Annotated in this window: 26 protein-coding genes; 14 read left to right on the top strand and 12 right to left on the bottom strand. The window is 61.0% G+C overall.

Annotation, left to right across the window (positions count from 1 at the left end; all coding sequences use genetic code 11):
- Positions 1-7: 7 nt before the first annotated feature.
- Both AC0IXS_RS24315 and AC0IXS_RS24320 read right to left on the bottom strand, forming a co-directional pair.
- Positions 8-1402 carry a heavy metal sensor histidine kinase gene (locus tag AC0IXS_RS24315; RefSeq protein WP_122689527.1) on the bottom strand — a complete coding sequence of 465 codons (1395 nt, stop codon included), beginning with the start codon at positions 1400-1402 and terminating at the stop codon, positions 8-10.
- On the bottom strand, positions 1375-2070 hold the full coding sequence (locus AC0IXS_RS24320) for a heavy metal response regulator transcription factor (RefSeq protein WP_004883845.1): 696 nt from the start codon (positions 2068-2070) through the stop codon (positions 1375-1377). The genes AC0IXS_RS24315 and AC0IXS_RS24320 overlap by 28 nt, the downstream gene beginning before the upstream one ends.
- A 167-nt stretch (positions 2071-2237) precedes the next feature.
- Between AC0IXS_RS24320 and AC0IXS_RS24325 the strand changes: the two genes are divergently transcribed.
- The 3 genes from AC0IXS_RS24325 (at position 2238) to AC0IXS_RS24335 (ending at position 4317) form a co-directional block, all read left to right on the top strand.
- Positions 2238-2843 carry a hypothetical protein gene (locus AC0IXS_RS24325; RefSeq protein WP_088235590.1) on the top strand — a complete coding sequence of 202 codons (606 nt, stop codon included), beginning with the start codon at positions 2238-2240 and terminating at the stop codon, positions 2841-2843.
- 86 nt (positions 2844-2929) lie between these two features.
- On the top strand, positions 2930-3550 hold the full coding sequence (locus tag AC0IXS_RS24330; protein ID WP_004883843.1) for a cytochrome b/b6 domain-containing protein: 621 nt from the start codon (positions 2930-2932) through the stop codon (positions 3548-3550).
- Positions 3547-4317 (top strand): molybdopterin-dependent oxidoreductase, encoded by a 771-nt coding sequence (locus tag AC0IXS_RS24335; protein WP_191958095.1) that lies wholly within the window; start codon positions 3547-3549, stop codon positions 4315-4317. The genes AC0IXS_RS24330 and AC0IXS_RS24335 overlap by 4 nt, the downstream gene beginning before the upstream one ends.
- Positions 4318-4754: 437 nt before the next feature.
- On the opposite strand, the gene efeO (AC0IXS_RS24340) is transcribed toward AC0IXS_RS24335, so the two are convergent.
- The 4 genes from efeO (AC0IXS_RS24340) to efeU are packed head-to-tail and all read right to left on the bottom strand — an operon-like array spanning position 4755 to position 9024.
- Positions 4755-5579, bottom strand: a complete 825-nt coding sequence (gene efeO, locus AC0IXS_RS24340) for an iron uptake system protein EfeO (RefSeq protein ID WP_057410211.1) — start codon at positions 5577-5579, stop codon at positions 4755-4757.
- A gap of 29 nt (positions 5580-5608) precedes the next feature.
- Positions 5609-6919, bottom strand: a complete 1311-nt coding sequence (gene efeB / locus AC0IXS_RS24345) for an iron uptake transporter deferrochelatase/peroxidase subunit (RefSeq protein ID WP_057410212.1) — start codon at positions 6917-6919, stop codon at positions 5609-5611.
- Between the two features lie 39 nt (positions 6920-6958).
- Positions 6959-8161 carry an iron uptake system protein EfeO gene (gene efeO, locus AC0IXS_RS24350; RefSeq protein WP_471825905.1) on the bottom strand — a complete coding sequence of 401 codons (1203 nt, stop codon included), beginning with the start codon at positions 8159-8161 and terminating at the stop codon, positions 6959-6961.
- 8 nt (positions 8162-8169) lie between these two features.
- Positions 8170-9024 carry an iron uptake transporter permease EfeU gene (gene efeU / locus AC0IXS_RS24355; protein WP_122429057.1) on the bottom strand — a complete coding sequence of 285 codons (855 nt, stop codon included), beginning with the start codon at positions 9022-9024 and terminating at the stop codon, positions 8170-8172.
- A gap of 318 nt (positions 9025-9342) precedes the next feature.
- Between efeU and AC0IXS_RS24360 the strand changes: the two genes are divergently transcribed.
- A complete protein-coding gene (locus AC0IXS_RS24360) occupies positions 9343-9960 on the top strand; it encodes a DNA-3-methyladenine glycosylase family protein (protein ID WP_162236554.1) in 618 nt (205 codons plus the stop codon).
- Here AC0IXS_RS24360 and ampC read toward each other — a convergent pair.
- Together ampC and AC0IXS_RS24370 are read right to left on the bottom strand one after the other, a co-directional pair.
- The gene (ampC, locus tag AC0IXS_RS24365) at positions 9957-11135 is read right to left on the bottom strand and encodes a class C beta-lactamase (RefSeq protein ID WP_217662572.1); all 1179 of its coding nucleotides are present in this window, start codon (positions 11133-11135) and stop codon (positions 9957-9959) included. The two genes, AC0IXS_RS24360 and ampC, sit on opposite strands and share 4 nt — an antisense overlap.
- Positions 11136-11243: 108 nt before the next feature.
- Positions 11244-12137: a LysR family transcriptional regulator gene (locus AC0IXS_RS24370; RefSeq protein WP_122436294.1), complete on the bottom strand. Its 894-nt coding sequence runs from the start codon at positions 12135-12137 to the stop codon at positions 11244-11246.
- 152 nt (positions 12138-12289) lie between these two features.
- Here AC0IXS_RS24370 and AC0IXS_RS24375 point away from each other — a divergent pair, with 152 nt between their 5' ends.
- The 5 genes from AC0IXS_RS24375 (at position 12290) to zapE (ending at position 17994) form a co-directional block, all read left to right on the top strand.
- Positions 12290-13582 (top strand): CitMHS family transporter, encoded by a 1293-nt coding sequence (locus AC0IXS_RS24375; RefSeq protein WP_057410216.1) that lies wholly within the window; start codon positions 12290-12292, stop codon positions 13580-13582.
- Entirely contained in the window at positions 13583-14941 is a 1359-nt protein-coding gene (locus AC0IXS_RS24380) for an acyclic terpene utilization AtuA family protein (RefSeq protein ID WP_122667835.1), read from the top strand.
- Positions 14938-15261: an AtuA-related protein gene (locus AC0IXS_RS24385; protein WP_122667834.1), complete on the top strand. Its 324-nt coding sequence runs from the start codon at positions 14938-14940 to the stop codon at positions 15259-15261. The genes AC0IXS_RS24380 and AC0IXS_RS24385 overlap by 4 nt, the downstream gene beginning before the upstream one ends.
- Positions 15262-15385: 124 nt before the next feature.
- Positions 15386-16831 (top strand): SulP family inorganic anion transporter, encoded by a 1446-nt coding sequence (locus tag AC0IXS_RS24390; RefSeq protein ID WP_057410218.1) that lies wholly within the window; start codon positions 15386-15388, stop codon positions 16829-16831.
- A 47-nt stretch (positions 16832-16878) separates the two neighbouring features.
- The gene (zapE, locus tag AC0IXS_RS24395) at positions 16879-17994 is read left to right on the top strand and encodes a cell division protein ZapE (RefSeq protein ID WP_025993404.1); all 1116 of its coding nucleotides are present in this window, start codon (positions 16879-16881) and stop codon (positions 17992-17994) included.
- Positions 17995-17997: 3 nt separating this feature from the next.
- Here the strand turns inward: zapE and rarD are convergent, their stop codons facing one another.
- Together rarD and nudK are read right to left on the bottom strand one after the other, a co-directional pair.
- Positions 17998-18882: an EamA family transporter RarD gene (gene rarD, locus AC0IXS_RS24400; protein ID WP_025993403.1), complete on the bottom strand. Its 885-nt coding sequence runs from the start codon at positions 18880-18882 to the stop codon at positions 17998-18000.
- Positions 18883-19012: 130 nt separating this feature from the next.
- Positions 19013-19609 (bottom strand): GDP-mannose pyrophosphatase NudK, encoded by a 597-nt coding sequence (gene nudK / locus AC0IXS_RS24405; protein ID WP_057410221.1) that lies wholly within the window; start codon positions 19607-19609, stop codon positions 19013-19015.
- Positions 19610-19993: 384 nt separating this feature from the next.
- On the opposite strand from nudK, the gene AC0IXS_RS24410 reads away from it, so the two are divergent.
- Positions 19994-21145 (top strand): MFS transporter, encoded by a 1152-nt coding sequence (locus AC0IXS_RS24410; RefSeq protein ID WP_122667833.1) that lies wholly within the window; start codon positions 19994-19996, stop codon positions 21143-21145.
- Positions 21146-21148: 3 nt separating this feature from the next.
- Here the strand turns inward: AC0IXS_RS24410 and AC0IXS_RS24415 are convergent, their stop codons facing one another.
- Together AC0IXS_RS24415 and AC0IXS_RS24420 are read right to left on the bottom strand one after the other, a co-directional pair.
- The gene (locus AC0IXS_RS24415; protein WP_122667832.1) at positions 21149-21982 is read right to left on the bottom strand and encodes a PhzF family phenazine biosynthesis protein; all 834 of its coding nucleotides are present in this window, start codon (positions 21980-21982) and stop codon (positions 21149-21151) included.
- 114 nt (positions 21983-22096) lie between these two features.
- Entirely contained in the window at positions 22097-22579 is a 483-nt protein-coding gene (locus AC0IXS_RS24420; RefSeq protein WP_122436255.1) for a multidrug/biocide efflux PACE transporter, read from the bottom strand.
- A gap of 99 nt (positions 22580-22678) precedes the next feature.
- Here AC0IXS_RS24420 and AC0IXS_RS24425 point away from each other — a divergent pair, with 99 nt between their 5' ends.
- The 4 genes from AC0IXS_RS24425 to AC0IXS_RS24440 all read left to right on the top strand — a co-directional run bounded on the left by AC0IXS_RS24425 (position 22679) and on the right by AC0IXS_RS24440 (position 25599).
- On the top strand, positions 22679-23563 hold the full coding sequence (locus tag AC0IXS_RS24425; RefSeq protein ID WP_004883824.1) for a LysR family transcriptional regulator: 885 nt from the start codon (positions 22679-22681) through the stop codon (positions 23561-23563).
- Between the two features lie 120 nt (positions 23564-23683).
- A complete protein-coding gene (locus tag AC0IXS_RS24430) occupies positions 23684-24811 on the top strand; it encodes a polymorphic toxin type 44 domain-containing protein (RefSeq protein WP_057410224.1) in 1128 nt (375 codons plus the stop codon).
- A complete protein-coding gene (locus AC0IXS_RS24435) occupies positions 24811-25188 on the top strand; it encodes a hypothetical protein (protein ID WP_057410225.1) in 378 nt (125 codons plus the stop codon). Before AC0IXS_RS24430 ends, AC0IXS_RS24435 begins: the two co-directional genes overlap by 1 nt.
- 195 nt (positions 25189-25383) lie before the next feature.
- Positions 25384-25599 (top strand): DUF6434 domain-containing protein, encoded by a 216-nt coding sequence (locus AC0IXS_RS24440; RefSeq protein ID WP_025993384.1) that lies wholly within the window; start codon positions 25384-25386, stop codon positions 25597-25599.
- The last annotated feature ends 246 nt before the right edge of the window (positions 25600-25845 follow it).

Raw genomic sequence — 25845 nt, forward strand, 5'->3', positions numbered from 1 at the left:
GGTCCAGTCACGTTGCCGGGAATATCAGGCTGAAACAGATACGCCCGGCGGCGGGTTGCGCGACCTCGACCCGCCCGCCATGCAGGTGCATGATTGCGGCCACAATGGCCAGCCCCAGGCCGTTGGAGTCCGAGCGTTGATGGCGTGAGGCATCGCCACGGTAGAAGCGGTCGAACAGGCGCGACAGACTGGCTTGCGGCAATTGCGGCCCCTGATTTTCCACATCGATTTTCCATTCCCCGTCCAGCGCAGCAACGCGCATCAGGACCTCGCTGTTCTCGTCGGCATAGCGGATGGCATTGGCGACCAGATTGCTCAACGCACGGCGCAGCAGAATCGGGTCGGCCTGAACGGTGCCCTGGCCGCTGGGGACCAGGGTCATGTTGCGTTCATCGGCCAGTCCTTCGAAATAACCGGCCACTCGGTGCAGTTCTTCGTTCAGGTCCAGCGATTTGCGCTCCAGCGCAGACTGGGCTTCGTCGGCACGGGCCAGAAACAGAATGCTTTCCACCAGCCGGGAAATCCGCTCCAGTTCTTCCAGGTTCGAGGCCAGCAATGCCTGATAGTCGTCGGCGCTGCGGTTCTGGCGCAGTGCGACCTGACAATGCCCCATCAGCGAGCCCACCGGCGTGCGGATCTCGTGTGCCAGGTCGGCGGAAAACTGGGTCAGGCGACGATAGCCGTCATCCAGCCGGTCGAGCATGGCGTTGAAGGCGTCGCTCAACTGTTGCAACTCGACGGGGGTGTCCTGGCTGTCCAGTCGACTGTGCAGGCTGGCTGGCGTGATGGCGGCCGCATGGGCTGCCATACGGCGCAGTGGCCGCAGACCCCGCCGAAGCAGCAGGTAGCCGAGCAGGGCCGTGACCAGAAAGGCCAGCGCCATTGCCGCGTAGATACGCTCGCGGAAGGTCGCAAGCATGGCCATTTCCTTGACCATCAGGTGCGCGGCCTGCAAACGCACTTCGACCCCGTTGGACATCACTTGCACGGCCGCCGCACGCAGAGGCACACCCTGCAGGCTCAGGCCGCTGCGCAGGTCTTCGACGCGCAGGGCTTGATCCTGGGCAACGGTTGGCAGCTCCGGCAAAGGCGCGCGTTGCGGGTTGACCGAGATCACCGGCGCCTTGCCCGGCTCGCCAATGATGAAGATGTCTTCCTCGCTGTCGAGCATGTTCTCGAACAGTTGCGGGCTGCCCTTGAGGTTGTCCATGGTCAGGTCATAGCGCAGCAGCTTGCGAAAGTGATCCAGACGCGCCAGCACCGCATGGTCGGAGCGCTGCATTACGGTCTGTTCGATGGACTGGTAAAGGTACAGGCCTGCGCCGCCGACCGTGAGCATTGCCACCAGCGCGAACGCCAGGGTCGAGCGCAGGGTCAGGGAAGGTTGGCGTCTGCGCTGCATGGCCGCACCTCGCACACGTAACCGATGCCGCGCACGGTGTGGATGAGCTTGACCGGGTAGGGCAGGTCAATCTTGCTGCGCAGGCGTTTGATGGCGACATCCACCACGTTGGTGTCGCTGTCGAAATTCATGTCCCAGACTTCGGAGGCGATCTGGGTACGCGACAGCACATCGCCTTCGCGGCGCAGGAACAGGTGCAGCAGGGCGAACTCCTTGTTGGTCAGCACGATCACCTGTTGCTGACGGGTGACCCGACGACGCAGCAGGTCCAGTTCGAGGTCGGCCAGGTGGAAATGATCGGCCTCACGCACCACGCCACGGCGCAGGATGGTGCGAATGCGCAGCAGCAGTTCGGTGAACGAGAACGGCTTGACCAGATAGTCGTCGGCACCCAGTTCCAGTCCGCGAATGCGGTCCTGCAACTGATCGCGTGCGGTCAGAAACAGCACCGGCACGTCCTGCCGGGCGCGCAGCACTTCGATGATCTGCCAGCCGTCAATGCCGGGCAGCATCACGTCGAGCACGATCAGGTCGTAGCGGTTTTCCAGCGCAAGGTGCAGGCCGTCGGCACCGTGCTGGGTCCAGTCGACCTTATAGCCGGATTCGCCCAGGCCCTTCTTCAGGTACTCCCCGGTCTTGGTGTCGTCTTCGATCAGAAGGATATGCATCTCAATGTCCGCTACGCTCTGCAGGCGCCCTCAGCGCGCCGATGCCGAAGTCTAACCAGTTGCCGGGAAGGTGTCCGGCGAATGACAAAAATGTCATTGCCCGGTCATTCTGCGGTGCCGGTAGCGGTGTAAAGATGCGTCCAGACCCCTCTGCCAAGGAATTACCGATGAAGACTGCACTGTCCACTACGTTCGGCCTGTTGCTGCTCAGCGCCGCTGTCATGACTCAGGCCGCCGACATGCCGGTGGTCAAGCCGATGCGCGGCACCGTCGACAGCCTCCAGGCCGATACGCTGAACTTCACCACCCGCGCCGGTCAGCATCAGAGCATCCAGCTGACCGACAAGACCGGCATCCGTCTGGTCTCCAAGGCCGATCTGGAAACCATCAAGGCTGACAGCTTTGTCGGCTCGGCGGCCATCCCTCAGGCCGACGGCACGCTGAAGGCACTGGAAGTGACCGTATTCGAAGCCAGCCTGAAGGGCAGCGGCGAAGGTCATTACGGTTGGGAAAACGCCGACGGCAGCACCGGCACCATGACCAACGGCACCGTCGGCACGCTGTCCAAGGCCAATGGCCGCACGCTGACCGTTCAGTACAAGGGCGGCGAGAAGCAACTGGTGGTGCCGGAAGACGTGCCGATTGCCTACGTTGAACCGGGCCAGCGCAGCGAGCTGAAAGCCGGTGCCAAGGTTGTGCTGTTCCCGGCCGATGACGGCAAATCCGCACGCGGCGTCGCGGTGGGCAAGGACGGGTTCACGCCTCCTATGTAATCGCCTTTGACGAGCACAATGGCAGGCGACTTCGGTCGCCTGTCTGCCTTGTCGTTCTGCATCGCCTCATGTCGAGGAACACCACTATGAAAACCCGCCCGATCCATCCCTGGCCGGTGCGCCTCACGCACTGGGTCAACGCCGTGGGCATGGTCTGCATGTTCATGAGCGGCTGGGCCATCTACAACGCGGCACCGCTGATGCCGTTCACCTTTCCCAAATCCCTGACCCTCGGCGGATGGCTGGGCGGTTCCATTGCCTGGCATTTCGCGGTGATGTGGCTGTTGGTCATCAACGGTCTGATCTACGTGCTGTATGGCCTGTTCAGTCGGCACTTCAAGCGCGACCTGCTGCCGGTACGTCCCAGCGAAGTGAAGCGCGACGTAGTGGACGCCTTGCGTTTCAAGCTGGCGCACATCAAGGGTCAGTACAACGCCGTGCAACGCCTGATGTACTGGCTGGTGCTGGCCATGGGTGTGCTGGTGGTGGTGTCGGGTCTGGCGCTGTGGAAACCGGTGCAGTTTCAGGAACTGGCCAATCTGCTGGGCGGTTATGACTTTGCCCGCTGGGTGCACTTCGGTGCCATGACGGCCATCGGCGCGTTTGTCGTCGTCCACCTGGCGCTGGTGTTGCTGGTGCCGCGAACCCTGTTGCCGATGATCACCGGCGGCCGCCAGCCGAACGAAGACGGAACTGCCAAACCATGAACGAGCCACGCAAACGCATTACCCAACGCATCCGCCTGGAGCCTGCGCAACAGACGCAATTGATCGACATCCAGCGCCGTTCTTTTCTGCGTGCCGGTCTGACCGTGGGTGCCATGTCGATGCTGACTGGCTGCAACCTGCAGGATGGCGATCAGGTCGACAAGGCGCTGTGGGCCATGTCGCGCTGGAACGACCGGGTCCAGGCCTGGCTGTTCAACGGCCAGAAACTGGCGCCGACCTACAGCAAGGCGCAGTTGACCAATCCGTTTCCGTTCAATGCGTTTTACCCCGAATACAACGTGCCCGAGCTTGATCTGGCCGACTACCGTCTGGCAGTGTCCGGGCTGGTGCGTGACAAGCAGCCGTGGACGATCGAAGCCTTGCGCAAATTGCCGCAACGCATGGACATCACCCGGTTGATCTGCATCGAAGGCTGGAGCGCCATAGGGCAGTGGGGCGGCGTGCCGCTGAAGACTTTTCTGGAGTACATCGGCGCAGACACCACTGCGCGGTTTGTCGGCTTCAAGTGCGCCGACCGCTACTACTCGAGCCTGGACATGCCGACTGCGCTGCACCCGCAGACGTTGCTGGCGCTGGACTTTGGTGACGTGGCCCTTTCACCTGATTACGGCTACCCGTTGCGCGTACGTGTGCCGACCAAGCTGGGCTTCAAGAACCCCAAACACATCGTCGAGATCTTCGTCAGCAACGAGAACCCCGGCGGGTACTGGGAGGATCAGGGGTACAACTGGTTCAGCGGGATCTGAGGATTATCGCGGTGTGAGCAGGTGCTGCGTCCGCGTGAAAATGTGACGCGGAGCGTCCCGGGCTGCATGCCCACGCGGAGCACTCATCGTTATACACAAGTCGCGATAAGCGTTTGATCGTTCCTACGCTCCGCGTGGGAATGCCGCTCAGGACGCTCCGCGTCCGCTCTCGAATGTGACGCAGATGTGTGCTCAAGCTCCAGCGTTATCCACGTCATGCGTTCGGCTAACTGAATCCTCTGTCTGTGCCATTTGTGACGCGGAGCGTCACGGGAGGCATACCCACGCAGAGCGATGGGCACGATCAGTGTTGAGGCGGATTTGTATATAACGATGAGCGCGGAGCATGGGCACGATCAGCGTTGAGGCAGCCGCTGATGATCGTTCCCACGCTCGTGGTAACGCCGCTCAGGACACTCTGCGTCCGCAGCTGAATGTCAGTTCAGCCCCAGTTTGCCGCGCAGAGTCGAGAGGTCTTCGGCCAGGGTGTTGACCGGGCCGACGAGGGCCTTGCGGTCGTTTTCCTTGACCTTGTCGTAGGTTTCAAAGCCACCGTCCTTGGTCTTGTACTTGGCCAGGATCTTCTCCACGGTGGCGAAGTTCTTGTCGACCTTGCCGGCGAACGCCTTGTCCTGCTGTTCGATCTGCGGGCGGAACAGGTCGACGATTTTCTTCGCACCGTCGATGTTGCCCTGGAAGTCATACAGGTCGGTGTGGCTGTAACGGTCTTCTTCGCCGGAAATCTTCGTTGCCGCCACTTCTTCCAGCAGCGCTGCCGCACCACCGACCACTTTCTCAGGCGGGAAGGTCAGGTCGGCCACGCGCTTTTCCAGGTCCTTGACGTCGCTCATCAGCTTGTCCGCGATAGGGCCTTGGTCTTTCGTGGTGTTCTGCGAGAACAGCGCGTATTCCAGACGATGGAAACCGGTGAAGTCTTCAGCCGTCACGCCTTGCTCATGATCGTCGACGCGTGAGTCGATGGACGCGTCCAGGTCACTGAACAGCTCGGCAATCGGCTCGACGGATTCGTAGAACACACGCGTCGGTGCATACAGCTTCCTGGCAGTCTCCAGGTCGCCTTTCTTCACCGCGTCAGTGAATTTCTGTGTGTGGCTGACCAGTTCATCGATGTTCTCGGTGACGTAGATCTTGTAATCCGAAACCGGGCCGACCAGATCCAGCGGCGCCGTGGCAGCGAAGGCGGCCAGCGGAGTCTGGAGCAGGCCAAGGGTCAGCAGCAAAGCCAGAGGCGTCTTTTTCATGGTGCTCTTCCGGGTGAGGAGGTTGAAGGTCATGCGGTTTGGGTTTTCGATACGGCCGCCAGCAAGGAGCGTCCGATGAAGTCTTTGTCGTCGGTCACGCCCGGCAGGGTGAAGAAATAGCCACCACCGACCGGCTTGAGGTATTCCTCGAGCGGCTCGCCGTTGAGGCGGTTCTGCACGGTGATGAAGCCTTTTTCCAGGTCCGCCTGATAGCAGATGAACAGCAACCCCATGTCCAGCTGACCGTTCTTGTTCACGCCGTTGGAGTAGTTGAACGGGCGACGCAGGATCAGGTTGCGCTGGGTCTCTGCAGTGCGGGGGTTGGCCAGACGGATGTGCGAATCCAGACGAGTCTTCTTGCCTTCCGGGTCGGCGGCATAGTTGGGCACGTCGGTTTCGACCTTGCCGTCCATGGGCGCGCCGGTGCTTTTGGTGCGGCCGAAGATCGACTCCTGTTCCTGCAAGGGGGTCCGGTCCCAGCGCTCGACGAAATTGCGGATGATGCGCACGACCTGATAGCTGCCGTTGGCGGCCCAGGTCGGTTCATCGCTGTCCGGTTGCACCCAGACCAGCTCGTTCATGGTCTTCTGGTTATTGGAATCCGGGTTGGCCGAACCGTCCCGGAAGCCCAGAAAGTTGCGGGCGCTTTCAGGTGGCTGATCGGGTTTTTTCGGTGCCTGCGGCGGCACGGTGCCTTCCTGTTTCCAGCGCACCAGTAACAGGTCGGGCAGGTTCTTGACGATGTCGCGCAGGGCGTGGATGTTGCTGTCGGCGGTGTTGGCGCAGAACTGGATACTCAGGTCGCCATGGCAGCTGGAGGGCTCCAGCGCATCGTTGGGAAAGCCGACCATGCGGCTCAGACGCAGGGGTTTCATGTCGGTCAGGCCGAAGCGTTCATCGAACAGCGATTCGCCCACCGACACGGTGATGGTCAGGTTATCGGGCGTGACAACCGGTCCGAGGATGCCGGAGTCCAGCGGTGGCAGTTTCGGATCGACATCCGGCACCGGGCCGCCAGTCATCAGGAAGGCGATGCGCTCGTTCAGGGTGCGGAACAGGCGCTCGAGGTCTTCACGATCCGAGGCCAGCACGTCGAACGCCACGAACATGCCAGCAGCGGGGCGCGGGTTGACGATGCCGGTCTGATGCAGGCCGTGGAACGCGTTACGGTCCTCGGTCTTGTCGCTGTTCGGCGCTTCGGTGACTTGCGCGGGGGCTGCGGCCAGAACGTTGCCACTCAGGCTGCTGCCGGCCAGTGCGGCCCCGGCAGCGCCGAGGCCCATCAGGACACGACGGCGCTGAATCGAGTCGGGTGCGTTGTTGGCGTCGGGAGTTTTCATGAGGCTGTGCTGTGCTCCTGATGGGCGAATCGGTTCTGTTCAGAGCCCGGACAGGCCGAGCGCCGGGTCGATGGTGTTCAGCGCGTCGGCCAATGCCGCCGCCTTGGTCGCGATCTGCTTGCGCTGTCCGGCATCGACCTGGTCGTAAGGGCGATAGCCGTCGTCGGTCTTCAAGGCGTCCAGCGTGGTGTCCAGATCAGCCATGGCCGCATCGATTTTCTGCGATTGATCGCCTGCGCTTTTGCTCAGCAAGGGGCGCAGCAGATCGACCACCTTGCGCGTCCCTTCCAGATTGGCGGCGAAGCCATTCAGATCGCTGTGGCTGTAACGCTCTTCTTCACCGTTGCTGCGCACATCGGCCAGGCTGCGCATGTTGCGAGTGACGATGGCGGCGAGTTGCTCCGGTGCCAGCGACTGGGCCAGCAATTGTTGCTTGAGCTGGGTCACGTCGGTCTGCAGACGCTGCGCCACCGGGCTCAGGCCCTCGACACTGTGCTGCTCGAACAGGGCGTATTCGATACGGTGGAAGCCACTGAAGCCCGGGTCCTGCTCGCGTTTTTCGTAGTAATCGGCGCGGGCGTTGATGGCGTTGTCCAGCTCGGCCAGACGCTGTGCGGCGGGGGCGATGCGCTGGTAAGCGGCGCGCGCTGGCAGGTAGGCGGCTTGCGCTGCGCTCAGGTCGCCTGCATCGATGGCCTGCTGCAAGGCAGTGACGGCCTTGATCAGTGCCGAGCCCTGCAGGCTCAGGTACACGCGGTATTCGGACAGCGGACCGATGAAGGCGGTCATCGAGGGACGTGCCTTGGCGTCGGACTCGGCGGTAGGCGTCACGTGCAGCGTGCCGCGAGGGTTGCTCAGCAAACCGCAGGTGATCGCGTAATCGCCAGGCGCCAGGTTGGCATTGATCACCTGGCTCAGGCCGGGCGCAATGTTTTCCCGTTCTTCGATCACCAGCACGCCATCCAGAATTTCCCATTCGACGGCGCGTTCCGAGCGGTTGACGATGCGAAAAGCGTTCTGGCCTGCCGCCACGGTGAGGGCATTCGGCTCGCAGTTGTGGGCGTGAATGTTGACCACGGTTTCAGTGCCTGCATTGGCGGCGCGCTTTTTGGCGGCCACCTGCGAGGCGTAGTAGAACAGCCCGCCCGCAGCGATCATCAGGATCACGGAACCGGCGACTGCCAATCGCAGGACACGGGGAGGCCGGGCTTTCTCGGAAGGCCCTGAGGGACGGTTCGACATGGGTGCCCTTATTCGTTCGTCACGGAAGATGGATGTTGCTGCAACGGTGTGCGGCCGGACGGGGCGTGCGGCAGGAAAAACAGCACCAGCGCCCCGATCAGGTAAATGAGGTAGACACTCAGGGTGCTGACCGTCGGTGCGTCCTGATAACCGAACATGCCGGCCAGCACCGAGCCGGTCGGACCGTCCATCGGCAGCCAGGCGCTGATGTCGAAGACCACGTCCTGCAAGTGGTTCCAGACGCCTGCTTCATGCAGGGCCTGCACCGAGTTGGCCAGGATTCCAGCTGCCACGATCAGAATGAACAGGCCGGTCCAGCGGAAAAACAGGCTCAGGTTCAGGCGCATGCTGCCGCTGTAGATCGCGACACCAAAGCCGACGGCCAGCAGCAGGCCGAGCAGCGCACCCAGTGGTGCGCCGGACCCTTCACTCTGCTGGAACACGGCGAGCAGGAAAAAGACGGTTTCCAGACCTTCACGGGCCACGGCGAAGAACACCATGGCGATCAGCGCGTAGGTCTGGTTTTTCGAGCCGGTGAGGGCAGCGTCCAGCGATTCATGCAGTGCGTGCTTGATCGAACGCGCCACCTTGCGCATCCAGAACACCATCGAACTGAGAATGCCTACGGCAATCAGGCCGACGATGCCTTCGAACAGTTCCTGCTGCTTCTGCGGAAACTCGGCGCTCATCAGCTCCAGGCCTCCGCCGACGAACAGCGACAGTGCGACTGCCAGAAACACACCGATCCAGACGGCGGGCATCCATTCGCCACGGCCGGTCTGCTTCAGGTAACTGGCGATGATGCCAACGATGAGCGCGGCTTCGATGCCTTCGCGCAGCATGATCAAAAACGGAACGAGCATATTTCACCGGGTTGAGACTGAAGACGCACCTGTTTCGAGAGTCTCGGCAAACGGATCGACCGGACACAATGCGTAACATAATGATACTCATTCTTGAATGGAGAAAGTTGTTTTTCGTCCGAAAGTCGTTTTTGCGATGTCGTTCAGGCGAGGTTCAGGTTTTTGAGGCGGGGCGTGGGAACTCCCTGAAAACGTCCGGGTTTGCAGAGTCCGGGGGCGATGCGGCACAGTGGATTGGCCTCGCATTGCGCTTTTTTATGGACTATCAGAATGTCAGCAGAACCGGAAATGCCCATTGCCCATGTTCAGGCCACTGAAATGCTCAAAGCAGTGGATGGGCGCTGGCAATCGTTGATAGACCATGTCGGCCCTTGCCTGCATCCGGTCACTGCTGCGCAGGACCCGTATCAGGCGCTGGTCAAGGGTGTCGCGTATCAACAGTTGCACGCCAGGGCGGGTGACGCGATGGTCACGCGCCTGTGTGCGCTGTTTCCGGCTTCACGTTTCCCTGAACCGCAGGCGCTGGCTGAACTCGATGATCAGGCGTTGCGGGGCTGCGGGTTCTCGGCGTCCAAATGCCGGGCGATCAAGGCGATTGCCGCTGCCAGAGTCAGCGGTCTGGTGCCGGACGTGGTTGAGGCGCTGACCTTGAGCGACGAGGAACTGATCGCTCGTCTCACCGAACTGCCGGGAGTAGGCCGCTGGACGGTCGAGATGATGCTCATCTACGGACTGGGCAAGCTGGACGTGATGCCCGCGAGTGATTTCGGCGTGTGCGAGGGCTATCGACGGCTGTACGGCCTGGAGCTCAAACCCACACCGAAGGCCATGACCGCTCTCGCCGAACGGTTCGCGCCATTTCGAACCGTTGCGGCGTGGTATCTGTGGCGTGTGCCGGTCGACTTCGCGGCTGGTGAGCAGGTTCCTGAAGCCTAGGGTTTGCAGTCGAAGCACTGCACCTGATTCAGAATCCGGTACGCCAGTTTCACCCGTTCCTCGTTCGGGTAGTTTCGGTTGGCCAGGATCACGATGCCCAATTGCTGCTCGGGGATGAACGCGACGTAGCCGCCAAAGCCGTTGGTGGAACCGGTCTTGTTGACCCAAGTGTTGGATTGCGCCGCAAGGGGCGGGGTGATCGGCTCGGCTTTTTGAGTCTGTAGAACCATGTTGCTGGCATTGCCTTCAAGCAGGGTGTCGAGCTCCACCGGCATCGGATACTGCTCCCAGATCAGGTCCTGAGTCATGCCGCCGACTTTGAAGTAACCGGTTCGGGTGTCCTTGAGCGCTTGTTGCAAAGGCGCGTCGTACTGGCCCCGGCCCATGTTGGCCTCGATAAAGGCCAGCACATCGCGGCTGCTGGACTTCACGCCGTAAGCTTCGGATGCCAGCACGCCCGGGTTGACCCTGACCGGCTCATCAAGCTTGTTGTAACCCTGTGCGTAGCGCGACATCTGCTCTTCGGGCACGGTGAGGAAGGTGTTCTTCAGGCCCAATGCCGGAAACAGTCCTTGCTGCATGGCGTTCTCGAAAGGCACTTGCATGCTGCGCGCCGCGACCAGCCCCAGCAGCCCGACGCTGGGGTTGGCGTAGCTGCGGTGAGTGCCGGGCAGGTACTCGGGTTGCCAGGCCTTGAAGTACGCCATCATCTGTCCGGTGGTCTGGACCCTGTCGGGAAACTGCAGCGGGAAGCCGCCCGCCGTGTGGGTGCCAAGATGGAAAATCGGCAGTTTGCCCAGGCGCGTGTCACGCAATTGCGGCACGTAGGTGTCGATGCGCTTGGTCAGCGATAACTGTCTGTTGGCCTGCGCCCAGGTGGCCAGCGTCGCGGTGAAGGTCTTGCTGATCGAGCCCAGTTCGAACAGCGTGTCCGGGGTGACGACTTGAACGGTATCTTTCAACGCCTTGCCGTAGGTATAGAACTGTTGCTCGCCGTTGTGGGTAATGGCAATCGACAGGCCTGCGATGCCGTTTTCCTGCATGACTTTGCTGGCGGTTTCCCGCACGAAGTCATCCAGTTTCGGGTTCTGTTCCTGGGCAAGCGCGAGCGAAGAAGTCAGCGTGAGGCTGGTCAGCAGCACGGTCTGCAATGACCGCTTTTGATTCCATTGCATGAAAGCATTCCTTGTTTTTAGGGGTAAGTCTGTTGTTTACGAAGTACCGAAGAAACCCCATATTTGTGGGGGGGCGCCACCACAATGTGGTGTTTGCCAAGACGCGACTCAACAGGCCTCGCTACTCAAAACCTCTCTCATCATCTCCACGAACCGGTTCGCCGCAGGGCTCAGGTTCTGGCCGGTGCGGGTGATCAGGCCGATTTCCCTGCTGACGCCGGGGTGGTCGATGGGCACCTGAACGGTGTCGGACCGGCCTTCGTCGGCCGACTCCGGCAGCAGGGTCATGCCCAGCCCCTGGCGCACCAGCGCCAGAACGGTCGACATGTAGTTGGCCTCAAGGCCGGGCACCAGGGCAAGTCCTTCGTCGGCGAACAGTTGCTCGACCCGCTCGCGCACGCTGCTGTCGCGTCCGGTCAGAATAATCGGCTGGCCCGCCAGATCGGCCAGGCTGACTGACGCTCGTGTGGCCAGCAGGTGAGCGGCGGGGACGAACAGCCGCAGCCGGTCCACCATCAGGCCTTCGAACTCCAGCCCGTGGCTCATCCGGGCGCGAACACCGAGTCCGAAATCGACATCGCCTTCACGCACCAGCGCGTCGATACGTTGCGCCACGACGTCGCGCAGGCGCACTTCGATGCCGGGAAACCGGGTACGGAATTCGCGCAGGATGATCGGCAGCGAGCTGGAGCACATCGAGGGCAGGGCGGCGAGAGTTACTACGCCCCGGCGCAAAGCCGCCAGGTCCCGCGAACCGCTGACGATGTTGTCCAGGTCCAGCAACAGCTTTTCCATAGGTTGCAAATTGTTCTGTCCCGCCGCCGTCAGGCTGACGTGGCGTGGGCTGCGTTCCAGCAGCGCAACGCCCAGCCACTCTTCCAGTTGCTGGATCTGAACGGTCAGCGCGGACGGCGAGAGGTTCAGCTCCACCGCAGCCTTGGTAAAGCTGCCGCTGTGAGCGACGGCCAGGAACGCCCGGATGTGCTGGATCGAATTCTTCATGGGCTGGCGATGCTCGCGATCAATGTTCTGTTTTTTGGAATGAGAGGTGCCGAACATTTCAATTTACAAAGCATAACCCCGTTTCGATACTCGTTGAAAACAACAACAGCTCGTCCCGCCACACATGGGTCAGGGATGACAAGGAAGCCTCCATGCTCGCCATCCTCGGTGTCATTACCATTCTCTGCCTGCTCGCGGCTGTCATGAGCAAGCGTCTCTCGCCTCTCGTTGCTCTCATTGCGTTGCCCATCATCGCGGCCCTGATCGGCGGCTTCGGTCTGCAGACCAGCGCCTTCATCATCACCGGCATCAAGAACGTTGCGCCAGTGGTGGGCATGTTCGTGTTTGCCATCCTGTTCTTCGGGGTGATGACCGATGCGGGCATGCTCGACCCGATCATCGACCGGATTCTCAAGGCCGTCGGCACACGCCCCACGCGAATCGTCATGGGCACGGCGCTGCTGGCGTTGCTGGTGCATCTGGATGGTTCCGGCGCGGTGACCTTTCTGGTGACCATTCCGGCGATGCTGCCGCTCTACACGCGGCTGGGCATGGACAAGCGCATTCTGGCCTGCGTCACGGCCATGGCGGCGGGGGTCAACTTTCTGCCCTGGACCGGTCCGGTGCTGCGCTCGTCTGCGGCCTTGCACGTGCCGGTGGCGGACCTGTTTCAGCCGCTGATTCCGGTGCAGATTGTCGGTCTCGCCTTTGTCTTCGCCTGCGCCTGGTTTCTGGGCCGACGTGAAGAGCGGCGTCTGGGCCTCGGTGCGGGAGCGCCAGTGGATGTGGTGCCCAAGCGGGTGTTGACCGAACAGGAAGAGCTGCTGCGTCGGCCGCGTCTGTTCTGGGTCAACCTGTTGCTGACCATCGCCGTGATGGGCGTGATGATCTCCGGTGTCGTCGATCCGGTGGTGATGTTCATGCTCGGCACCGTCGTTGCGCTGTGCCTCAACTACCCGAACGTCGATGCCCAGCGCACCCGTATCGATGCTCACGCCAAGACCGCGCTGACCATGGCCAGCATTCTTCTGGCGGCTGGGGTCTTCACCGGCATCATGCAGGGCACCGGCATGCTCAAGGCGATGGCCGAAGTGGCAGTGCACCAGATTCCGGCAGGCCACGGAAAATTGATCCCGATGGTGGTGGGGTTCATCTCGATGCCGCTGAGCCTGCTGTTCGACCCGGACTCGTTCTATTTCGGCGTGATGCCGGTGATCGCCGAGGTCGGCAAGGCCTTGGGCGTTGATCCGTTGCAAGTAGCTCAGGCTTCGTTGCTGGGTGTGCACACCACCGGCTTCCCGGTCAGCCCGCTGACGCCCGCAACCTTCTTGCTGGTGGGCCTGTGCAAGATCGAATTGGCCGATCACCAGCGCTTCACCATCCCTTTCCTGTTCGCAGCCTCGGTCCTCATGACCCTGACTGCCATGCTTCTGGGAGTGTTCTGAATGAAAACCCTGCGCATTGGCTCCGGCGCCGGTTACTCCGGCGACCGCATCGAGCCCGCCGTCGAGCTGGCCGAACACGGCGAGCTGGACTACCTGATTTTCGAATGCCTGGCCGAGCGCACCATTGCGCTGGCGCAGCAGGCCCGATTGAGCGACCCCGACGCCGGTTACGATCCGCTGCTGAGCGAGCGCATGCGCCGGGTGCTGCCCTTTGTCGGGCGCACTGCCGGTTCGCGCAGGTTGCGTGTAATCACCAATATGGGCGCGGCCAACCCCTTGGCGGCAGCGCGGGAGGTGCGGCGCATCGCGGCCGAACTGGGTTTGTCCGGGCTTAAAGTCGCGGCCCTGACCGGTGATGACGTACTGGCTGCGTTGCAGACCGATGCTTCCAGACTGCTGGATAACGGCATGACGCTGGCTTCACTGGGAGATCGACTGATCTCGGCCAACGCTTATCTGGGCGCCGAAGGCATCGTGCAGGCGCTCGAAGCCGATGCCGACGTGGTGATTACCGGCCGTGTGGCCGACCCGTCGCTGTTTCTGGCGCCGCAGATGTTCGAATTCGGCTGGTCTGCCGATGACTGGAACTTGCTGGGACGCGGCACGCTGGTGGGTCACCTGCTCGAATGTGCGGGCCAGATCAGCGGGGGTTACTTCGCCGATCCGGGTTTGAAGGACGTGCCGGACCTGGCCCGACTGGGCTTCCCGTTGGCAGAAGTCAATGCAGCAGGGCAGGCGACGATCACCAAGGTTGAAGGCTCGGGCGGACGGATCGACACCGCGACCTGCACCGAACAGCTGATCTATGAGGTGCATGACCCGTCGGCTTACCTGACACCCGACGTGAGTGCTGACTTTTCCGGGGTCAGCTTCCACGCAGACGCAGAGAACCGGGTACAGGTTGCCGGAGCGGATGGCCGTGCGCGGCCCGAGACCCTGAAGGTGTCGGTCGGCTACCTGGATGGCTGGATCGGCGAAGGGCAGATTTCCTACGGCGGGCCCGGTGCGCTGGCGCGGGCGCAACTGGCGCGCGAAGTCGTGCTGGAGCGTTTGAGGCTGACGGGCGTGATTGTCGAAGACCTGCGCGCCGAGTTGATCGGCGTCGATGCCTTGCATGGCAGCGAGTTGGGTTCGCGCGCCACGGCCGAGCCCTGGGAGGTGCGCTTGCGTATTGCTGCGCGTTGCGTTGAGCGCAGCGAGGCCGTTCGGGTCGGCAATGAAGTCGAGACCTTGTACACCAACGGACCGTATGGCGGTGGCGGGGCGACCAAAGCGGTGCGCCAGGTGGTGGCAGTCGCTTCGCTGTTTCTGCCGCGTGAGGCGGTCAATCCCGTTATTCATCTGGAGGATTCGGTATGAGTGTTCCCATCAGACTTCGAGAATTGGCCCACTCGCGGACCGGCGACAAGGGCGATACCTCCAACATCTCGGTCATCGCTTACCGTGCAGAAGACTACGCGAGGCTGTGTCAGGCGCTGACCGTTGATCGGGTGACGGCGTACTTCTCGCAGTTGCTCGACCCGCAAGCCGGGCCGATTCGGCGCTACGAGCTGCCCAATGTGCATGCCCTGAATTTCGTGATCCCCGGCGTGCTACGCGGCGGAGTGACCCGGTCACTGGCACTGGACGCCCATGGCAAGGCGCTGGGTGCTGCATTGCTGGACATCGAAATTACCTGACGTGACTGAGCCTGAATGGTCAGGCTGAACCCTTGCAGCAGTGGCCGGTAGAGACGTGTTTGCGTAACATGCCCCCTTTTTCGCACCGTTGCGGGCTGTTCCGCAGACGTCGTTCAGGTCAGTCATGAAAACAATCCGTCTACGCGCCGAAGTCCTGGCAGGGCTCACCACATCCTTTGCGCTGGTGCCCGAGTGCATCGCCTTTGCGCTGGTGGCGCACCTCAATCCGCTGATGGGCCTGTATGGCGCGTTCATCATCTGCACGCTGACGGCGCTGTTCGGCGGGCGACCGGGAATGGTCTCCGGGGCTGCGGGGTCGATGGCCGTGGTCATCGTGGCGCTGGTGGTGCAGCAGGGCGTTCAGTATTTGCTGGCGACGGTATTGCTGGGCGGCCTGTTGATGATCCTGTTCGGCGTCTTGCGCCTGGGCAAGCTCGTGCGGCTGGTGCCTTATCCTGTGATGCTCGGCTTCGTCAACGGCCTGGCCATCGTCATCGCCATGGCCCAACTGGAGCATTTCAAGGTCGGCGAAGCCTGGCTGAGTGGGACGCCGCTTTACGTGATGCTGGGGCTGGTCGCGCTGACCATGGCCGTGGTCTATATGCTGCCGCGTGTGACCCGCGCCGTGCCGCCTGCGCTGGTCGCGATTCTCGGCGTCGGCCTGGCGGTGTATTTCCTTGATCTGCCGACCCGGACGCTCGGCGACATGGCCCACATCGCGGGTGGTTTGCCGATGTTCAACCTGCCGGACATTCCGTGGAATCTGGACACCCTGCGCATCATCGCGCCGTACGCGATCCTGATGGCGCTGGTCGGCCTGCTGGAAACCCTGCTGACCCTCAACCTGACGGACGAAATCACCGAAACCCGAGGCTACCCGGATCGCGAATGCGTGGCGCTGGGCGCGGCGAACATGGTATCGGGTGCGTTCGGCGGCATGGGCGGCTGCGCGATGATCGGTCAGACCGTCATCAACCTCAGCTCCGGCGGACGGGGCAGGGTGTCCGGGATTGTCGCGGGCATGATGATTCTGATGTTCGTGCTGTTCCTGTCGCCGCTGATCGAGCGCATTCCCTTGGCGGCGCTGGTCGGCGTCATGTTTGTGGTGGCCCAGCAGACCTTCGCCTGGGCCTCGCTGCGCGTGCTGCGCAAGGTTCCGGTGAACGACGTGCTGGCGATCATTGCCGTGACCGTCGTGACGGTGCTGACCGATCTGGCGACGGCCGTGCTGTTCGGCATTGTCATCGCTGCGATCAACTTCGCCTGGCAGCAGGCTCGTGAGCTATACGCCGACAGCCATGTCGAAGCCGACGGCAGCAAGATCTACCACCTGCACGGCACGCTGTTCTTCGCCTCGACTACACCCTTTCTCGACCAGTTCAACCCGGCCGAAGACCCGGCGCAGGTCACGCTGGACTGCCGTCACTTGAGCTTTGTCGACTATTCGGCCATCGCTGCGCTCAAGACCCTGCGCGAGCGCTATGCCAAGGCGGGCAAGCATCTGCGTGTGGTGCATCTGTCCGAGCGCTGCAAACGGCTGCTCAAACGTGCGGGCGTGCAGCACGCCTGAACCTGTATATGCTAAGTGTCTTTTCTGTTGCCGAAGGTGCGTGATCGATGAGTGCCGTGTCTCCTCTGGATGCCTACGAACGTGCGGTTCAGCGTGGTTTTCAGCCCGATGAGGCGCAGTTGCAGGCGGCCCGTCAGCTTCAGGCCTGCTACCTGGCGCTGACTGAACGGCGTGGCCGGGCACAGGGTGTTTATCTCTGGGGGCCGGTCGGGCGCGGCAAGACCTGGCTCATGGACCGTTTCTTCGAAAGCCTGAGCGTTCCGGCCCGGCGTCAGCATTTTCATCACTTCATGCGCTGGATGCACAAGCGCATGTTCGAGCTGATCGGCACGCCGCATCCGCTGACCGTGGTGGCGAAAGAGCTGGCCCGCGAAGTCCGGGTGCTGTGCTTCGACGAGCTGTTCGTTACCGACATCGGCGATGCCGTGATTCTCGGTGGCCTGTTGCAGGTCATGTTCGAAGAAGGCGTGGTGCTGGTCTGCACCTCCAATCAGCCGCCGGAGCAACTGTACAGCCACGGTCATAACCGTGAGCGCTTCATGCCTGCGATCGTCGCGATCCAGAAATACATGAACGTCGTCGCGGTCGACGGCGGCGAGGACCATCGTCTGCATCCCGGCCAGTTGCACCAGCGTTACTGGGTGGCCGAAGCCGGACGTCCCAGCGCCCTGCAAGGGATTTTCGACACGCTCAGCGCCGGGCAGCCGATCCACGATTCCCAGGTCATGCTCGGCTATCGCAGCATCAATGTGGTTCAGCATTCCGACACGGCGGTGTGGTGCCGTTATCGGGATCTGTGCGAACAACCGCTGGCGGCGATGGACTTCATTGCCCTGTGCGACCGATTCTCGGTGATCCTGGTCAGCGAAGTGCCGTCCCTGAGCGCAGCGCAACGCGAATCAAAAATCGCCCGTGGCACCGAGGACGGGGTTGAGCAGGTGGCGGCGGGGGACCGTGAATTGCCGCAGTTGTCACCTCACGATGACGGCGTGCGACGCTTCATTGCGCTGGTCGACGAGTGCTATGACCGGCGCATTCCGCTGTATGTCGAAGCGCAGGTGGCGATGGATGAGTTGTACACCGAAGGCTACCTGTCCTTCGCGTTCCGCCGCACCCTGAGCCGCCTTCAAGAGATGCAACTGGAGCGCTTCACCGAGCACTGACGCTCATGCTGCATCCCTTCGGCGCTGGGCCAGCATGTGTTTGGCGCCTTCCAGAATCAGCACGCCCACCGCTATCCAGATCGGTATGTAGGTGAGCATTTCGTCTCGGCTGATGCTTTCGCCCAGCAGCAGGGCAACGCCCACCAGCAGCACCGGCTCGACGTAACTGAGCAGCCCGAACAGGCTGAACGGCAGCAGACGACTGGCGATGATGTAACTGACCAGTGCCGAGGCACTGATGATGCCCAGCACCGGAATCAACAGATAGAGAATGGGCGTCTGCTGAATCGCGAGCGGATGCCCGTTGGCGATGAACCACAGGCCAATGGGCAGCATGAACAGCATGTCGAACCACAGCCCGCCCAGGTTATCGGTCTTGAGTCTGCGCCGCAGCACGAAGTAAAGCGGATAGCCCCCGGCGACCAGCAGCGTTTCCCACGAGAAACTGCCCAGTCGCCACAGCTCGTGGCCGACGCCGATCGTCGCAAAGGCTGCCGCGATCTTCTGTAGATAGGACAGGTGTTCGCCGTACACAACGCGCCCGGTGAGAATCATGCTCAGCGGCAGCAGGAAATAGCCCAGCGACACTTCGAGGCTGCGACCATGCAGCGGTGCCCACATGAAGATCAGCAATTGTGCGCCCAGCAGCACCGACGACAGCAGCAGCCCGAAGAACAGCGCCGGTTGTTGGCGCAGTCTGGCGGCGAGTGCGCGCACCAGCTTCCAGTCGCCACTGATCAGCATGAACAGCGTGGCGCAGGGCACGGTCAGCAGCATTCGCCAGCCGAAGATTTCCTGGCCGTCCAGTGGCTTCATCAGCGAGGTATAGAAATACATGACCCCGAACAGCACTGAAGCCAGAACCGACAGCACGACACCTTTGTACACAGCGGCCTCTTGGGTCTATCAATAAGACGGTCTGCCCCGGTTTGGGGCAAACGGCTGCCAGTTTAGTGTGCGGGCGGGCAAAAAGCTTCAGTGCAGACGGACTATCACGCTGCCGATGTCAGCGTTGGCGCTAATCCAGCAGTCGATGGAGCTTGGCGTACTGCAGCAACATGATGGTTTTGCCGTCGCAGATTTCCCCGGTCTCGATCATTGCCAGCGCCTCGTCCAAAGGCAGTTCCAGCACTTCAATCTCTTCGCCTTCATCCTCCAGGCCGCCGCCGGCACTGCGCTTGTCTTCGTCGAAATACTCTCCAACGAAGAAATACAGCCGCTCGGTGACCGATCCCGGGCTCATGAACGCTTCGAACACCTTGCGCACTTCCCGAATGCTATATCCGGTCTCTTCCTGGGTTTCCTTGCGGATACAGGTGTGAGGATCATCACGGTCAAGCAGGCCTGCGCAGGTTTCGATGAGCATACCGTCGTGTTCATTGACGAACGCAGGAAACCTGAATTGACGGGTCAGCACGATGGTCTGTTTGAGCCTGCTGTAGAGCAGGATGGTCGCGCCGTTGCCCCTGTCGTAGGTTTCACGGCTCAAGGTGGCCCAGTTACCGTCGCGGCCGAGGAAGTCATAGGTCGTTTTGCGCAGCACATACCAGTTGTCCGACAGGACTTCGACCTGCCTGATGCGTACACGGTCCTTTGTAGCGACTGGAAGGGTCATGGTTTGGCTCGGGAAAGTGGCGGATGGTTGTTCCGATGAAGGGTTCATAAAATCGATTTACGCTGAAGAACAGCATCTTATCTCATATGTCCGATGCCTGATGGTGAGTCGTCACGGCAGACTGGTGCACCGGTTACATGCGAAACTGAATCTGGAACCACACTCCCGGCGTGACAAGTCGGGATAGGCGTCTGCGATTATTGATGCTAACGATTTTTCGTTCCGATCAACGGGCATTGGCTTTATTACGCCGGGACGTATTTAACTTTCAAGGCGTAGGGCAATATTTTTCAGACCTGCACTTACGCTGTAAATCATCAGTCAACCCGGCTTTGCCGGATCGTCACTTGTGCTGACGGCATCCGGCCTCAACAAGGAGCATGCATGACCTCTTTCAGCACCGTAGCCCAGGATGCCAAGGCGCGGGCCGAACAGTCTTCGACGCGTATTGCGTTTTTCATTGCCGGTTTCAGCGTCGCCTCGTGGGCACCACTGGTGCCTTACGCCAAACAACGGATGGGGCTTGATGAGGGCACGCTGGGTCTGTTGCTGTTGTGCCTGGGCGTGGGTTCCATCATCGCCATGCCGCTGGCCGGGGCGCTGGCCGCGCGGTTTGGTTGTCGGCGTCTGCTGGTTATCTCGACGCTGTTGATCTGTCTGTGTTTGCCGCTGCTGGCGACCGTATCGAGTCTGCCGTTATTGATCGCTGTGCTGTTTCTGTTCGGAGCAAGCATGGGCGGCGTGGACTGCACGGCCAACGTGCAGGCGGTAATTGTCGAGCGGGCCAGCGGCAAGACCATGATGTCGGGTTTCCACGGTCTGTTCAGTCTGGGCGGTATCGTCGGGGCTGCCGGTGTCAGCGGTCTGCTGAGCCTGGGCATTTCGCCGTTCGCTTCGATGCTCGTCGTGGCCGCTCTGACGCTGCTGGCGCTGGCCAAGGCCGCGCCCAATCTGTTGTCGTATGGCAGCCGCTCTGACGGCCCGGCGTTCGCCATTCCGCATGGCGTGGTGCTGTTCATCGGGCTGCTGTGCTTCACGGTGTTTCTGGCCGAAGGTGCAATGCTGGACTGGAGCGCGGTGTTCCTGACGTCGTTGCGCGGTGTCGAGGCTTCCTACGCCGGACTGGGCTATGCGGTGTTCGCCGCGACCATGACGCTGGGACGGCTGTTCGGCGATGCGATCGTACGCCGGGTCGGTTCCAACCGAGTGATTATCCTTGGCGGATTGTGCGCAGCGGCAGGTCTGGCCGTGGCCACATTGATTCCGGCCTGGGAAGCGGCGTTGCTGGGGTATGCACTGGTCGGCGCAGGCTGCTCGAACATCGTGCCGGTGTGTTACAGCGCGGTTGGTCGGCAGAAAACCATGCCGGAAAGCGTGGCAATCCCGGCAATCACCACCGTGGGTTACGCCGGGATTCTGATCGGGCCTGCTGCCATCGGCTTCATCGCCCATGTCAGCAGCCTTGAAATCGCTTTCATGATCGTTGCCGTGATGCTGCTGGGCGTGGCGATAGGCGGGAGCAAATTGAGGACCTGAGCCTCAGAGCCTGCGCGCCATGCCCGACACGCGGATCGAACTGCCGGTCTGCTGTGGTATCTCGGCGCGCAGGCGCGAACGGCTGCCCATGTCCTCGCCCTGCAGAATGTCGATCATCCCGCCGTGTGGCCAGTCAATGTCACGCAGATAGCCCGCCAGTGCCGCCGTGGCTGCGCCGGTTGCCGGGTCTTCGTATACGCCGCCAAAGGCAAACGGATTTCGAGTATGGAAAAACTGCTCGGTTTCGGCATAGGCCAACAGAATGGTGGCCCAGCCTTCGCGGACCATCAGGTCATGCCCGGCCTGTTGGTCATACTGCATGGCCTTCAGCGTAGCCCGGTTGTTCAACGCCAGAATCAGATGCCCGGCACCGCCATTGATATGGGCAGGCGGAATGCGAGTGTCCAGATCAGCATGCGTATAACCGAACAGCGCCAGTGCTTCGTCCAGCAGTTCCGTACTGACCGGCTTGCTGTGCGTGGCAGGTGATTGCAGCGCTGCCGAGGTCAGCGAGCCCTGGGCATGACCTTCGACGGTGATCTGTGCGTGATTGAGCGTGAGGTTGAACACCCCGTCGCCTTGCTGCGCGGCCAGTGCAGCGCCAAGGGCGATGGTGGCGTGACCGCAGAATGGCACTTCGGCCAGCGGCGAAAAATAACGCACTCGCCAGCCACCTTCTACAGGCGCGGCAAACGCGGTTTCGGAGAAACCGACCTCGGCGGCAATCTGCTGCATCACCTGATCATCAGGCAACGCATCGCCAATCCATACCCCAGCCGGATTACCGCCTTGATCCCCATCGCTGAATGCAGCCAGTTTGAGTATTTCAGTCGCCATTGTTGCGGGTCCTTTGCCGTTGTCATGGCCTGACAGTGTGCTTCAGATACGAGGCGTTAATCCAACCAGAAATCCTTATCCGGTGCATCTCCGGGCTTGATGGATGACCTGCCCTCACACTGCCTCATATTTCGACAGGCGTCTTTGCATAACCCGCTCGCGCACTTTGTCATAGGCCCAGTTGAACAGCATGGTGTAAGGCAGGAACATCAGCAGCAGGCCAATATCGAGTACGAACGCTTCGAGCAGGCTGATCGACAGCCACCAGGCGGCCAACGGGACGACCGCCAGAATCAGACCGCCCTCGAAACCCAGTGCATGCAGCGCACGTGTCATCAGACTCATGGCAAATCCGAACCGGGCGCGCAGACGGTCGAACAGCGCGTTGTAAACCATGTTCCAGAGCATGGCGACGGTAGAGATCATGACCGTCATCGCGCCCATCATGGTCAGCGAGTGGTTCATCAGCCAGGCCAGCAGCGGGGCGACCAGAATCACACCGCCCAGCTCGAACAGGCCGGCGTGCAGGATGCGCTCCTTGACGGATTTGGTCGGTACCTGAGTCTGTTCAGGAGTGTTCGTGAGAGTGCGGCTCATGACGCGTCGGTCCTTTGTGCTCATTGATGGCGGCATTATCATCGGTCTTTACGTTAAGCTGAAAATCATTACCATCGGTAAAACCGATAGAGGTCACCCATGAGTTATTCACCTGAAGCGCTAGAGGCCTTCGCCCAGATCGCCGCGCTGGGCTCGTTCAGTGCAGCGGCGCGGCGGCTGGGCAAGAGCCAGTCGACCATCAGCGAAGCGATTGCCCGACTGGAGATCGATCTGGGTCTGGAGCTGTTTGATCGCTCCTCACGTCAGCCGGTGCTGACCGAAGCGGGCAAAGTGATGCTGGGTCGGGTCGATGACGTGTTGTGCGCTGCCGACCGCTTGCGTCGGGCCGCAGGAAGACTGGTCGAGGGCGTCGAACCCAGGCTCACGCTTGTGCTGTCGGACGCCAATCAGTTTGCCGATTTCGAGCGGTTGATGGCCGAGCTGGACCAGCGCTTCCCGGAGTTGGAGATGGAATGCGTGTTTGCCGAGCATGGCGATGCGATCAGTCTGGTGCAGTCGGGCAGGGCGTCGCTGGGTCTGCTCTCGGCGCAGTCCAGTTACCCGCCCGAAATCGGCCATGCGACCATCGATGAATGCGCCGATTTCGGTCTGTTCGTGTCGCACAAGCATCCGCTGGCCGCGCTGGAACGGGTCGATTATCAGCAACTGGCGCGCTACCGGGCGCTGCGCCTCAACACGCTGGTCGAGCAAAGCATACCCACCGATGACTTGCCCACCAGCGGCCACAGGCATTGGTCGGCGCCCAATTACCTGCTGCTGATGGACATGGCCGCATTCGGCTTCGGCTGGTCGGCGTTGCCGCGCTGGCTGGTGTCGCGCTATTCGGGCGGGTTGCTCAAGGAACTCAACGTATCCGGCTGGCCGCGTCGTTCGGCAGTGGATGTGATCTGGTCGTTCCAACGCAGTCTGGGCCCGGCCGGCTCATGGCTGCTGGATTCGCTCGTGCCATTTGCCGGGGAATGAACAGGCCTCAATAGTGAGGCTTCGTGCATCAGATTCGGAACCATCTGACATATAACTTCGAGCGTGTCCTTTAGCGTCGTCACCCCTGCATCCCGCAGGTGATAAAGCAAAGGACCCCGCATGATTCCCTCCGCACGCCAGGGCGACCTGCACGTCTGCCCGATACCCGGGCACATTCCAACACCCATCGTCAGCGCATCCAGCGATGTGCTCGCCAACGTGATGAACGTCGCGCGGGTGGGCGACGTCTGTGCCTGCGGTGCCGTGATCGTCGCGGGCTTCCCGTCGATTCTGGTCAACGGCCGCCCCATGGCCCATCTGGGCAGCCCCACCAGCCATGGCGGAATGATCGTCGCCGGCAGCCCGGATGTGATGGGTGGCTTCAATGCGGGTGGTGACGGTGTGGTCGACTTTTCCCGGCTTGGGATGTTGCGTTACGACGGCACTTTGAATGAGTCGCGATTGAAAGAGCTGGTGAGCGATCCAGAGTTGCTTCTTAAGACGGACGCGGCGAGTGCCATGGTTGCCTCAGACAAGCATCAGGACGCGGCTAATGTCGCGGCGATTTGCAGTCATCCTGACGAGCTGAATGATTTGTCCTGTTATATCGCTGGAGAAATCAACCGTAATCGGTGCCATGCCGTCGTTTTGAACATGAGGAAGCTGCTTGATTATGATGTCGCAGAGGAAACGCGGAAGTGGATGGAGTTACCCTGGTACTCCAAGGTAGGAAGTGCAAATAATCCACAGGTGATGGGGAACACCTACAAGGTTGCTGCGTTGATGATGTGGACGGAAAAAGTCGGCCAGAATAGACCTTGGGACCACAAGCCGCCCATAAGAAAGATGTATCGCGGACGTGCTTGGCATAAACAGGGTGCCTATATGTATTTTCATGATATCTGGTCGAACATTCATTACGGATATGTAGGTATGGCTGCCGGGCTGTCCGAGCAACTACTGCTGGACGGAGCCGGGTTGGAGCAGATTGGGTCTGATACCGTGCGCAAAATTCAGAATTGGGAAAAGAACCCTGGCCCTCATCGCTCAGATGATATCGCCGGATTTCGCGCCTGGGACGATGCGCCTGATCGAATCTCGATTCAAATCGGAGTTGATTTATACAAGTGCTGTCCTGATGGCGTTACTGCAAGCCAAGTGATGAAAAGCATCATATCGGTAAGCCCTGAGGTCTGGGGCGAAGGCATTCAGCCCCATGATTGCAACAATCCGAACCACACACGCTGATGGACGCCAAATTCAAATGCCTGATGCTGCTTTCACCTTTCGCGGTGTGGCAAGTAGCTACGCCAGATGTGACGCTTCATTACTCTGAAAACGCAACGAGCGAGTTGAGTTATATCTGGAATACCCATCACCGTACCTTCAAACGCCGTTTGCTTCCGGGCGAAACGACGGGTGATTACGGAGCGATTTTTCAGGATGAGGACTTCTTCATGGAGGTTTATTGGTGGGACAGCGGGAATATCAGCGGCTGTGTCCGAATCGATCCCAAGTGGCCTGAGACGCATATCTACCTGAAAGCTGATGGTCGAGTCGATACATCGCCTGCAGGTGGCACGGATGTGGATCGCCTGTATCCGTGCCTCGGGAGGGATGTTTAGCGTACGGAATTGTATTCGCAGGTGTGCCCGGTTTCGTCACGGGGCTCTCTGTCGTTCGCTACTAAGAGCCTGAAATAAACTGACGAGTTGGCCCTGATCTGAGGGCTTCAGGCCTGATTCGAACAATGGCCGACTCGTGACCACTTCTGAATCGCGTTATAACGGGGCGGAGTTTCCTACATGAGTGAATCGGACATGGCATTCGACTGGCACAGCGATCTGATTACCCGCGATACCGCGGTAGATGCGTACTATCGAAATACCCAGAACGTACGGCGTTTCATGACCGAACAGTGCGGGCCGCAGTTCAGGTTTGATCGCGCGTTCATGGCCTGGATCATCGACGGCGAACCCAAGCGCATGGGGCAGGTGGTGGACGAGTGGCTGCGCAGGCGTTCGGTGGTTGACTGAAGACCTGTTGTCGCTCTGAAATGTGACGCGGAGCGTCACGGGATGCCCACGCGGAGCATGAGCACGATCAGTGAGCGTGAGATCACTGATCGTTCCCACTCCAGCGTGGTAACGCCTCTCAGGACGCTCCGTGTCCGCTTTGGGCAGCGACACGAAGCATCAGAACGCCGCTGAATTTTCCAGCCATAAATCGCCTTTAATTTTGCCAGCGAACCGTTTTTCTCGTAGCGTGCTCGTGCCGGCCTG

The sequence above is a fragment of the Pseudomonas sp. AC016 genome, from assembly GCF_979253365.1.